Raw genomic sequence first — 11,117 nt, forward strand, 5'->3', positions numbered from 1 at the left:
ACGATAAAATTGACGCAACAACACGCAGTCATACCAGAGCAATCCTGACTAAGAAATTCAAAAAAGCAATCCATTCTATCGCTCCAACTTCCGATACTGCTCCAACACCAGTTATTGCGGCTACAGGAACGGCTGTTGGTGGTGTTGCAACATTGATCTACGAGGATTTGGTTGCCCTTAAAGGCAGATTAGATGCAGATGAAGTTGATCCAAGCGGCAGACGTATTGTTTTGTCTACAAAACATTGGAATGACTTATTGGTTGATCGTAAAAACTTCGGTGATAAGTTGGTAAACTACAATACAGGAATGCCTGCACCAATGATTGCAGGTTTTGAACTTTTCCAATACAATGGAAATCCGCTTTATACCAGTGCGGGGGTTAAAAAAGCTTTTGGAGCTGTTAAAGCTGCGGGAGATCGTGAAGGTTCTGTGGCATTTTGGACTGGTGGAATTGCTAAGAAAACGGGATTGACTAAACAGTATTTTACTAAAGCAGATACCGATACAGCAAACCAATCCAATCTGTTAAACTACCGTCATTACTTTATGGCACTTCCTTTTGAAAGCAGATTCATAGGAGCAATTTACTAGTAATATACAAAAGGCTACTTCTATACGGTAGTAGCCTTTTTTTAAAAATCAACTATGGAGCAATTTTTATACCCAACTCTTACGGCGTTTTTCGCTTCATTCATTACCTGGTTCTTTTCAAAAAGAAAATCACTGGCAGAAGACAGAGCCGCTGAATTGGATAACGCAGTTAATGCTGTCAAATATTACCGTGAATTACTCGATGATATGGCTACTCGTTTAACAGCCGCCACTGAAACAATTAAAACAATGGAAGCGCAACACCGCGAGTTAATGGGCATCAATCAGCACTTGGTTGAAGAGTTACAAAAATTCAAACAACTAAACGGGAAAAGCTAATGAGCAAACTATCCGAAAAAATATTACAGATCGCCATTACTCAAATTGGCGTTCATGAAATCCCAAAAAACAGCAACGCCGGTGCAGATGTTGAAAAATATCTAAAGTCGGTCGGACTTGGAAAAGGCTACAGTTGGTGCATGGCTTTTATTTATTGGTGCGCGAGCGAAGCATCCAAGCAATTAGCAACTACAAATACATTACAGAAAACTGGTGGTGTACTGGCGATGTGGAACGCAAAGCCACTATTGAGAGTGAAGCTTCCAGAGCCAGGCGATATAATGATCCTGGACTATGGGAAAGGATTAGGTCACACCGGAATTGTAGAGAAAGTAGCAGGATCAAAAGTCCATACTATTGAAGGAAATACAAACGATGAAGGTAGCCGTGAAGGCTATGAAGTTTGCAGAAGAGTTAGAGAATTATCAAAAATAAAAGGATTTTTAAGACCATGAAAAATATAAAAATAGGTTGTTTGTTTTTAGTTCTCACCATGTTTCTGGTTTCTTGCGCAGGCAAAAAACCAGTTGTGGTGCAGAATACTACAACAATCGAAAAGGTGATAACCGAAACAATACACGATACTGTTTTGACAGTACAAAAAGACAGCTCTTCTTATAATGCACTTTTAGAGTGCATCAACGGAAAAGTAGCCATTAAGAGTGTTACGCAAGCCGAACCGGGGCGCAACTTAAAAAGCCCAAAGGTTCGGATTGCTGACAACGTCCTTACAGTCGATTGTGAAGCAAAAGCACAAGAATTGTTTTTGCGATGGAAATCAACTTACATCACAGAGCATAAGCAGGAAATTAAGGAAGTTCCAATAATTACCAATGTACTTACCTGGCGACAGGAAACTCAAATTAAAGGCTTTTGGTTTTTAGTATCAATACTTACACTTATAATCATCGCATTTATAAAAACAACTTTTAAAAAAACGATATAATGAAAAAACATGAAATTTTTGAAACAAACCCTGATTTAAAATCAGTACATGTAACGTCTGACGGAACGCCATTTTATAATGACAACGACGCAAAAATGCACGCAAAAACGCTGAAAGATAAATCAGTAGAATTAATTGTTAATCCATTACAAATTGAAGTCATCGACGAAGATGTTGACGATAACGAATTTGAAGACCTTAATAAATTACAACACGGTGATGCAATACCCGGAGCAATGATTGAAGTTCCTGCAATTCCAGATGGTTCTGTAAATATTCTGGCTGAAGGTGAAACGGGTGGTGATATTATAAGTAATCTGCCTGAACTTTCAGCAGAAGAAACTGAAGAGTTAATCGCATCAGGCGGTGAGGCAATCAATATTACTGGTGAAGCGGTAGAAACTGCAAATATTGAGACTGCCAAAGAGGAAACGCCTAAGAATAATACTAAAAAAGTTAAATAATGGGTAAGCCAAATGTAAATGTATCCTTTGAAAACGGCAATCTTGGTATTGTTGCTACAAGTCCTGACGGTATTTGTGTGATTGTTTCCTCTGCCGTTTCAAATTCCGGATTTGCTTTAAACAAAGCCTATACCGTGTACTCTCTTGAAGAGGCGGAAACTTTAGGAATCATTCCTTCAGTTGCGGGAAATTACGAATTGCACAAAACAATTAAAGAGTTTTATGCAGAAGCCGGAACAGGAACGGAGCTTTGGATCTATGGACTTGCAAAAACAAAAACACTTGATGAATTAATTTCTGCAAGTTCAGTTGTTCTGACAGCATCTAACAGACGAATCCGATTTGTTGTTGTTAAATATGCACCATCGGTGGCGGAAGTGGTTGTAACTGCCGGAATTAGAACAGGGTTTCCCGCGACAGTTGCAGCAGCTCAGGCAATAGCCGAACAATTTACAACTGACAAAAAACAGCCTGTAGTTTTTATAATTGAAGCTTACAACTTTACAGGAGTAACTTCTGATTTAATCGGTTTCTCTGCCGAAACAAATAACAGGGTGGCTGTTTTAATCGGTGATACTGAAACCAGAACCGGATCAACAGCATCTAAAGGCGCAGCTGTTGGAGTATTAGCAGGCAGAATCGCTGCAAACCAAGTTCATGTAAATGTCGGAAGAGTTAAAGACGGAGCATTAAAACCATTAACATTTTATGTTGTTGATACGCCTGTTGAACAGGTGAATATTGATGCTATTTATGACAAAGGTTTTATCACTTTAACAACCCATGTTGGGAAAAGCGGATACTTTTTTGTCGATGACATGATGGCTTGCGGAATTGAAGACGATTATCATTTTTTAACTCGCAGACGAGTAATTGATAAAGCGTATGTACTGGCAAACCAAAGTTTAACAGACTTTATCCTGGACACAGTTCCGCTAAACAATGAAGGTAAAATTCAGGCATCATATGCAAAAGCATTGGAGGCTGAAGTAGAAAGAGTAATTGCACAGGCAATGACTGCTAAAGGTGAGCTTTCAGCAGATGTAACAGTAGCAAACGATACAGGAGTTGAATGTCAAATTGATGTTACCAATAACATTTCTCAGGATTCAACAATCAAAGGCAGAATCAAAGTACGTCCACATGGCTACGGAAGATTCTTAGAATTTTCAATAGGATTTAATACAGGTCAATAATTATGAGTTTTAATTCAAGACAATACGAATGGGGCGATGTTACAGTCGTTCTAGGTGGTAGAGATATAACAGGGATCCGCGGTATAAAGTACACTGAAAAAGGCGAAAAAGAAGCCTTGTTTGCTAAGGGGAGATATCCTCACAGTATTCAAACCGGTAACATCACCATCGAGGGAGAAATCACGGTTTTACAGTCGGAACTGATTGCTTTGGAAAAAGCCGGTAACGGATCCGTTTTAGGTTTAAATGTAGACGGCGTTGTTTCTTATGGAAACCCATCTGCCGGTGATGCTATGACTACTGACAGAATTGTTGGGATCAGCTTTACTGAATCGCCAAAGGAAATGAAACAAGGCGATAAGAATATGGAAATATCAATTCCGTTTATCGCCCTGGCAGTTAAACCAAATGCTTAATTAATACAATTTAACCACTCCTTCGGGAGTGTTATTTTATAAAAACAAACAAACTAAAAATGAAAACTGCAACACCGGAACAAATCGCCGCTTGGAAAGCTGAACATGTATATGTTTATTCGCTTAAATCCAAAAATGCTGACAAAATTTGTTATTTAAGAAAACCTACACGTCAGGAACTTAGTTACGCTTCCACCGCAGGAACTTCTGATCCTTTAAAATTCAATGATTCAATACTTAAAAGCTGTTGGCTTCATGGTGATGAAGAAATACAAACCAATGACACGCTCTTTTTAGGTATTTGTCCGCAATTGGATGAAATATGTGCCTTTGAACAGTTTGAGTTGGAAAAGCTGTAGAGTCATCAGCTGTCAATGAGAATGACTGGCTCAGAATAGCAAACGCCCAATTAAGATATTACTTTCATCTTAATCCTGATGACTTAACAGACCAACAATGGGCGTCTAAATATGCAGAATTGATCTATATCAGAAAATCCGAAAACAACATGTTATAATGAGCAATACCTTAAGTTATATGATTCAGATCAACAGTAATGTTGATAAGGCTAGTGCTAGTTTTAATAAATTTTCGAACGGTGTTCAGAAGGAAATAGATAAAATTCAAAAGAAATTGAATTCTGTTACAATGGAATCGTTCATTAGGAATGTTAATTCTGCCGCTGACGGAATTGCATCGTTAAATGAACCTGGAATGAAACTTAGTACAAACATGTACGATCTTCAGGCGATAACAGGTGTTACAGGAGATAAATTAAAAGAAATTGAAGGTTATGCGAGGGAAAACGCTAAAACCTTTGGAGGTGAGGCATCCGCATCAGCAGAATCTTATAAGCTGATTCTATCACAGCTTTCACCAGAGATTGCAAAAGTGCCTAAAGCGTTGAAATCAATGGGTAAAGAAGTCTCAGTTACTTCTAAGCTTATGGGCGGTGATACTGTTGCAGCGACAAATGTTCTTACAACGGCTATGAATCAATATCAGGTTTCTTTGGCTGATCCAATTAAGGCATCCAAAGAAATGGCCCGCATGAATAATGTTATGGCTGCCGCTGCAAAAGAAGGTTCAGCAGAGCTTCCACAAATTGCGCAAGCTTTGGAGCAATCCGGATTAGCTGCCAAAACCGCAAATGTTTCTTTCGAAGAAACGAATGCTTATCTCCAGGTACTTGATAAGAATGGGAAAAAAGGAGCTGAGGGTGGAGTTGCCTTAAGAAACGTAATGGCAACTTTAGCGCAAGGGAGATTTTTACCAAAAGATACCAAGGCAGAACTTAAAGCTGCGGGGGTAGATATTAACAGGCTTACTGATAATTCTCTTACACTTTCACAACGCCTTTGGCCGCTTAAAAAAATCATGAATGATCAGGCGCTGGTTACCAAATTATTTGGTAAAGAAAATAGCAACGCTGCTATTGCGATGGTCAGTAACATTGAGGAAGCGGCGAAACTTACAGAAGCGGTTACAGGAACCAATACAGCTTATGAACAAGCTGCGATTATAATGGAAAGCCCATTAGAAAAAAACAAGCGCCTTCAGGCTCAGATAGATGATTTTAAGATTTCTCTGTTTAATGGAACCGATGGCTGGATCGGTTATGCAGATGTAATCGGTAAAACAGCGAAAGATTTTGCGGATTTAATGCCAATCATGCAAGGAGCCGGTAAGATATTCTCAGTAATGACAAGTGCTACAAAATTGCAGGCTTTATGGACAACAATTGTTACAGGTGCTACAACTGCGTGGACAGGTGTTCAAACAGCATTTAATGTGGTTATGGATCTTAATCCGATAGTTTTTATTGTAGCGGGTATTATTGCCTTGATTGCAGTTATTGCGGTTGTAGTTTCTAAAACAGAAGGTTGGGGCGCAGCATGGAAGCATACTATTAATGGAGCGAAATTACTTTTCATGGCTTACGTACAAACAGTTAAAGCAAACTTTAATCTTATGGTTAACGGGTTCATGATAGGAATAAACAAAATTCAGATCGCATGGTACAAGTTCAAAAATGCCATTGGTCTGGGAAATAAAGCTGACAATAACGCTCAGATTGCCCAATTAAACGCTCAGGTTGAAACGCGAAAAAAATCAATCAAAGATGGCTACAAAAAAGCCGGAAACACTGCTTTAGAAGCTGCGGGAGAATTCAAGGCTGCTTATGATTCGGTAAAGTGGAAAAAGGAAAAGAAAACCGATGAAGGTATTTCAGATCCAAGTTTGCCAGGTGCATCAAAACCCCCTCCGACTTTGGGCGGTGGTGGCGGTAACGGATCGGGTAAAAAAAGTAATGAAGCTGTAGCTACTGGCGGAACCAAACACAATTATATTACAATAAAAATCGAGGAATTGATCGGGTTAAAAGCCGATACTGTCAGTGGCGGAAAGGACACAGCGAAACAAGCAGGTGAAGGTGTTGCCGATGAACTATTAAGAACTTTAGCAATGGCAGCAAGTGCCACAGGATAAATATTATGGCTTTAGATAAACAAGATTTATTATTTGCAGGATTAATGGGAAGTAAAGCTGTTAACCTGATTCAAAACGCAAACATTGTGAACAATGAATTGATTAACCGCGTACTGCCGGTTATTCCGTTTTTACCTGTTAAGAATGAAAAAAACAATGTTACGTCAAAATCTGGACACGCTATAAATGCAGAAGATAACTGGACAACTAGGGATTCGATAGAAGATCAAAAGCAATTTTTTCCTTTAAGCTTTTCTTTTAAAGAAAATGGTCAAAAATGGCTTTTCCCTTATGAACCAATGATAAACATTGCTTCGGGAAATAGTATTGTCAAGCGTAATGTTGCTAAACAGGGAGATAAACTTATAGGCACAATAAAAGAACGTTGGAGTCGAAAGGATTTTGACATCACTGTAACCGGTGTTTTAATTGGAAGTATAATGCAGGGAAAACCTGAAGACTGTTTCCCAAGAGAACATTTTTCTAAATTATTTGAATTCTTAAAGCATTCTAAAGAAATTTTTATTTACTGCCATCCTTTAGATCTAATTTCTGTAAATAAAGTAGTTGTCGAAGACTATAGTTTTCCTTTTACCAAAGGCGAAAACGTGCAAGCTTATGAATTGAAATTAACAAGCGATTATTCTTATGAACTTTTGATTAAAGATGATTTTTAATGTATAACATAAGTTGGAATATAAAATTTAAAACTGAAGGTTTAACCTATAGCTTGAAAACAATTGATTCAATTGACATTGAATGCAGTGTTGACAATTTGAGCGACACTGCTGTTATTACATTGCCTGAGGCTTTTATGAATCAGGTTTTTAATATTGGCAATGAAGTTAAAAGGGGTTCGGAAGTAATTATAAAAGCCGGGTACGATGATGATTTAAAAACGGAGTTTGTCGGTTTTGTCCAGGACGTTGTTACTAATGATAATTCATTAAAAATTAAGTGCGAAGATGCTCTTTTCTTATTCAGGAAAAGCGTTAAAGATGTTGAGTTAAAACCAACATCGTTACCTAAAATCGGACAGTTATTGATAGACCAGATTGACAAATCGTACAAACTTGTTTGTGATTATGATATCACTTATGAAAAATTTGTAATTCACCAGGCTACTGGATATGACGTTTTAAAAAAGTTAGCTGAAGAAACCAAAGCAAACATTTATTTCAACACAGAAAAAAAGGAATTACATATTCATCCTCCTTATTTGGAAAAAGGCGGTGATGTGGTTTATTCAATGCAAAGAAATATAGAAAACAGCTCTTTGGAATTCAAAAAAGCAATTGATCGTAAAGTCGAGATAACCGTTGAAAAGACAAACCTTTCAGGAAAAATAGAAAAATATACAACTGGTACCACCGGAGGTGATAAAATCACTCTTAAGGTTGGTTCTGTCAGTACTGCTGACTTAAAAAAAATTGCGAATGCGGAATTAATCAGAAGATCGGCAGATATGTATGAGGGAAGTATTGACACATGGGCAATTCCATTTGTTCAGCCGACCTACTCAGCCAAAATAAAGGACGAAGACTATCCGGAAAAAGACGGAAAGTATTATGTCGTAGCTGTAACCACTGCAATCAATGAGAGTGGTTTTAAAAGAACCTTAAAATTAGGAGTTAAACTAAGTGTATAATGGACAAACCCGCTGCAATAAAACGCGCATTAATTGAAGCCCTGGGCTTTAATGAGAATCTTGCAATTACTGCTGAAGTAATATCCATACAAAACACAACTTGTACAGTGAAATTAGTTTCAGGAATGGTATTAAGTGATGTACGACTTTGTGCGACAATAAATGAAAATGAAGATTTATTCATTACAGTTCCCAAAGTTGGTTCTGAGGTAATATTAATCAGCCAGACGGGTCAATTATCAGGATTAATAGTTGTTAAGGTTGATGCGGTCGAAAGTATCTCTTATAAAAAAGGAGGCTTTGAGTTTATTGTTGACGGAACCACAGGAAAAGTAACATTGAAAAACGAAACATCAAATCTAGGCGCTTTAGTTTCCTCTTTGTTAACAGAAATTCAAAACGCAATTATCTTAACCCCTTCGGGACCGGGTAAAATAGCGCCAACAACAATAGCAAAATTAATACAATTAGATACAAAGTTTAAAACTCTTTTAAATAGCAATTAAAATGTCTTTAAATAAAGCCGCGCTAAAAATAGCAATCACAACTTTACTAACCGATATGTTAGAAAAAGAGAGCAATTCAATTGAAGAATTTGCAAATCGTCTATCCAGTGAAATTGAAATATTTGTGAAATCCGGAACCGTAATGGTTAATGTTGCGACAACGGGTAGTGCAACGGCACAGACCGGAACCGGAACGGGTAATATAACATAACAATTATGAAAAGCATAGGCATTCAACTAAATGACAACAGTGATAATGGAACTCTTATGGATTTAAAAATCGATCCTGTTCGTGATGCTTCAAATAAAATAGTAAGTGGCTTGGTTATCGGACAGTCAAAGGAGCAAAACATCGCATTGATGTTAATGATGCACCAAGGAGAATTAAAATTCAAACCTGATTTAGGAGTTGGTATTGAAGATATAGTCCTAAGTTCAGATTATTTGATTTTTCGACATAGGATAAGCGAGCACTTAAAAAAAGACAATTTAATTGTCAGTCAAGTTGATTTATTTGAAAACAAGCCTTTTAAAATAGTTGCTGAATATGGAAAGTAAAGTACATCAGGGTCAAAGTTTTTTAGATAAAACAATTGAAATGACCGGCTCTTTTGAGAATGCTTTTTTAATGTCTTTGGAAAATAACATTTCAATTACAGACAGTATGCAAATTGGTTTTGACCTGAAATTTTCAGGAAAACAGTTTAAACCAATAACTGATCTGTTCGATGATAAAAATCGTTGTGCTACAGGAATAACAAAAAGTGACTTTGCAGTAATAGTTCCTGATGACGGAATTGGAGCAATGATAATTGAAGATACATTTATAGTAAGATAATGGCACGATCCAAAACACAAATTAAAGCTGAAATTACAACGCCGTTTATGGCAAATCAAAGCTTTGCAGAAAAGTACGGTTTCACAATTGGCACATCTTTCGAGTCTGAATTTTCACTCGTTAGTTTAGAAAACATTCTTTTTGAAATGGTTGCTTTTGCGCTCTACTTACATGAATTAATGTTTGATCAGCACGCAAAAGAAGTTGATCAGCGTTTGGCAAATGAAAAGGCAGGAACGCTTCCGTGGTATAGAACAATGGCTTTACGTTTTCAATTAGGTTTTGCCCTTGTCCAGGACAAAGATTATTTCGACAACGGCGCTGCCACTAATGAGCAGATTGAAGCTTCTAAAATAATAAAGTATGCAGCGGTTAATGAAGCAACTGACAGTAGCCGGGTAATTCTTAAAATAGCCGGTGAACAAAACGGAGTGTTAACCAATTTTACGGATGCAGTGCAAGTCGAAGCAATTGAATACTATTATAAAAGAATTAAAGTTGCGGGTGTAGCCTTAACGATTATCAATTATAAAGCAGATAAATTGTACTTAACCATTCAGATCAAAAGGGATGCGTTAATACTGAATGAAAACGGTATGAGTAAGCTTAATGCTGATTATCCGGTGAATGAAGCTTTAAAGGCGTTCATGAAAGAATTGAAATTCAATGGTGAATTACAACTTTCATCTTTAATCGATAAAATTCAGTTAGTATCGGGCGTTTTAGATGCAACGCTTATCAGCGCGCAGAGTGCATGGATTAATCCTGAAATAAACGATTACGGTATTCCGCAACCAATCAATATAACAAAAGTTGCTGAAAGCGGATATTTTGAGATAGTAACATTTGACAATATTCATTATGTGGTTTAAAATCGACTGGAATATTTTCGCCCTGGATAACATTCCCACGATGCTTCGGAAAACATCCTTAGCCTTTTTTGCTCAAACATTATTGAAGCCTTTAAACTCGCTTTATTATAAATGGTCAAACTGGCGAATAGATAATTTATACAAGCTTGAACATACTGGTCAGATTTGTTCGTTAGAAGGTTCTCTGAATGATGGTTTTGATAGAATACAACGGCGAATCTATATCGGCAATGGTCAAATGCATAAGACCTTTTACATCTACACGGAAGTAGAATCAAAAACAGTTTACCTATATCCGGAAAGCGAAAACAAAACAATTTATTTACGAACTGAATCAGAAACGGCAGATACCGGTTTAGACTTTATTGTCTTTGTTCCGGAGGAAATTTATAACGCTCAGTTTTTTGCATTAGATGCACACATCAAATTTTACAAATCAGGAGGTTTCCGTTACAAAATATTTATCATAGAATGAATAATACAAACTTTTTACAAACAGGCGGTTGGCCGTTAAATCTTGAGAGGCTCGAAGAGCTCGAAACATCATTTAATGTATTCAATGCTTTTGGATCATTAGCCGGTAATTTCAGTATTATTTCAGGTTGTGAAACAATTGGCAGCACAGTTCAAAAAGGTTTCGTTTATATTGACGGTGAACTTTTAGAATTTAGACCCGCAGTTGTATCGGGAACTTCACGAGTAATAATTATCGAAGAGGCTGTAAGCCGTCCTTTTGAAAATGGTTCAGTAAAACAAATTTATACAATTCGTTACGCCACTTTTGGAACTTCAGATGTTTCGTGGGCATG

Annotated in this window: 17 protein-coding genes and 1 pseudogene; all 18 read left to right on the top strand. The window is 37.2% G+C overall.

Annotated elements, in window-relative coordinates; translation table 11 throughout:
• Positions 1 to 593, top strand: a 593-nt coding sequence (locus tag KHA90_RS24530) for a hypothetical protein (protein ID WP_213308078.1), incomplete at its 5' end; no start/stop codon positions are given.
• Between the two features lie 54 nt (positions 594 to 647).
• Positions 648 to 932 carry a hypothetical protein gene (locus tag KHA90_RS24535; protein ID WP_213308080.1) on the top strand — a complete coding sequence of 95 codons (285 nt, stop codon included), beginning with the start codon at positions 648 to 650 and terminating at the stop codon, positions 930 to 932.
• Positions 932 to 1,387, top strand: a complete 456-nt coding sequence (locus KHA90_RS24540; protein ID WP_213308087.1) for a CHAP domain-containing protein — start codon at positions 932 to 934, stop codon at positions 1,385 to 1,387. The genes KHA90_RS24535 and KHA90_RS24540 overlap by 1 nt, the downstream gene beginning before the upstream one ends.
• A complete protein-coding gene (locus KHA90_RS24545; protein WP_213308089.1) occupies positions 1,384 to 1,878 on the top strand; it encodes a hypothetical protein in 495 nt (164 codons plus the stop codon). Before KHA90_RS24540 ends, KHA90_RS24545 begins: the two co-directional genes overlap by 4 nt.
• Positions 1,878 to 2,342 (top strand): hypothetical protein, encoded by a 465-nt coding sequence (locus KHA90_RS24550; protein ID WP_213308091.1) that lies wholly within the window; start codon positions 1,878 to 1,880, stop codon positions 2,340 to 2,342. The genes KHA90_RS24545 and KHA90_RS24550 overlap by 1 nt, the downstream gene beginning before the upstream one ends.
• Complete coding sequence (locus tag KHA90_RS24555) at positions 2,342 to 3,538, top strand: DUF2586 family protein (RefSeq protein WP_213308093.1); 1,197 nt, start codon at positions 2,342 to 2,344, stop codon at positions 3,536 to 3,538. Before KHA90_RS24550 ends, KHA90_RS24555 begins: the two co-directional genes overlap by 1 nt.
• Before the next feature lie 2 nt (positions 3,539 to 3,540).
• The gene (locus KHA90_RS24560) at positions 3,541 to 3,954 is read left to right on the top strand and encodes a hypothetical protein (RefSeq protein ID WP_213308095.1); all 414 of its coding nucleotides are present in this window, start codon (positions 3,541 to 3,543) and stop codon (positions 3,952 to 3,954) included.
• Positions 3,955 to 4,013: 59 nt separating this feature from the next.
• Positions 4,014 to 4,313: a hypothetical protein gene (locus tag KHA90_RS24565; RefSeq protein WP_213308096.1), complete on the top strand. Its 300-nt coding sequence runs from the start codon at positions 4,014 to 4,016 to the stop codon at positions 4,311 to 4,313.
• A gap of 157 nt (positions 4,314 to 4,470) precedes the next feature.
• Positions 4,471 to 6,444 (top strand): phage tail tape measure protein, encoded by a 1,974-nt coding sequence (locus tag KHA90_RS24570; protein ID WP_213308098.1) that lies wholly within the window; start codon positions 4,471 to 4,473, stop codon positions 6,442 to 6,444.
• Between the two features lie 5 nt (positions 6,445 to 6,449).
• On the top strand, positions 6,450 to 7,121 hold the full coding sequence (locus tag KHA90_RS24575) for a DUF6046 domain-containing protein (RefSeq protein ID WP_213308100.1): 672 nt from the start codon (positions 6,450 to 6,452) through the stop codon (positions 7,119 to 7,121).
• Positions 7,121 to 8,092 (top strand): hypothetical protein, encoded by a 972-nt coding sequence (locus tag KHA90_RS24580; protein ID WP_213308102.1) that lies wholly within the window; start codon positions 7,121 to 7,123, stop codon positions 8,090 to 8,092. Before KHA90_RS24575 ends, KHA90_RS24580 begins: the two co-directional genes overlap by 1 nt.
• The gene (locus tag KHA90_RS24585; RefSeq protein WP_213308104.1) at positions 8,092 to 8,598 is read left to right on the top strand and encodes a hypothetical protein; all 507 of its coding nucleotides are present in this window, start codon (positions 8,092 to 8,094) and stop codon (positions 8,596 to 8,598) included. Before KHA90_RS24580 ends, KHA90_RS24585 begins: the two co-directional genes overlap by 1 nt.
• Position 8,599: 1 nt before the next feature.
• Positions 8,600 to 8,809, top strand: a complete 210-nt coding sequence (locus KHA90_RS24590) for a hypothetical protein (protein ID WP_213308106.1) — start codon at positions 8,600 to 8,602, stop codon at positions 8,807 to 8,809.
• Positions 8,810 to 8,814: 5 nt separating this feature from the next.
• Positions 8,815 to 9,156 (top strand): hypothetical protein, encoded by a 342-nt coding sequence (locus KHA90_RS24595; RefSeq protein ID WP_244860601.1) that lies wholly within the window; start codon positions 8,815 to 8,817, stop codon positions 9,154 to 9,156.
• The gene (locus tag KHA90_RS24600) at positions 9,146 to 9,436 is read left to right on the top strand and encodes a hypothetical protein (RefSeq protein ID WP_213308107.1); all 291 of its coding nucleotides are present in this window, start codon (positions 9,146 to 9,148) and stop codon (positions 9,434 to 9,436) included. The genes KHA90_RS24595 and KHA90_RS24600 overlap by 11 nt, the downstream gene beginning before the upstream one ends.
• Positions 9,436 to 10,308 (top strand): nucleotidyltransferase, encoded by an 873-nt coding sequence (locus KHA90_RS24605; protein WP_213308109.1) that lies wholly within the window; start codon positions 9,436 to 9,438, stop codon positions 10,306 to 10,308. The genes KHA90_RS24600 and KHA90_RS24605 overlap by 1 nt, the downstream gene beginning before the upstream one ends.
• Positions 10,298 to 10,783 carry a hypothetical protein gene (locus KHA90_RS24610; RefSeq protein WP_213308111.1) on the top strand — a complete coding sequence of 162 codons (486 nt, stop codon included), beginning with the start codon at positions 10,298 to 10,300 and terminating at the stop codon, positions 10,781 to 10,783. Before KHA90_RS24605 ends, KHA90_RS24610 begins: the two co-directional genes overlap by 11 nt.
• A pseudogene (locus KHA90_RS24615) lies at positions 10,780 to 11,117 on the top strand (hypothetical protein); the annotation flags it as partial. The gene KHA90_RS24610 and the pseudogene KHA90_RS24615, both read left to right, overlap by 4 nt.

It is taken from the genome of Flavobacterium psychroterrae, from assembly GCF_018380615.1.
GTDB lineage: Bacteria > Bacteroidota > Bacteroidia > Flavobacteriales > Flavobacteriaceae > Flavobacterium > Flavobacterium psychroterrae.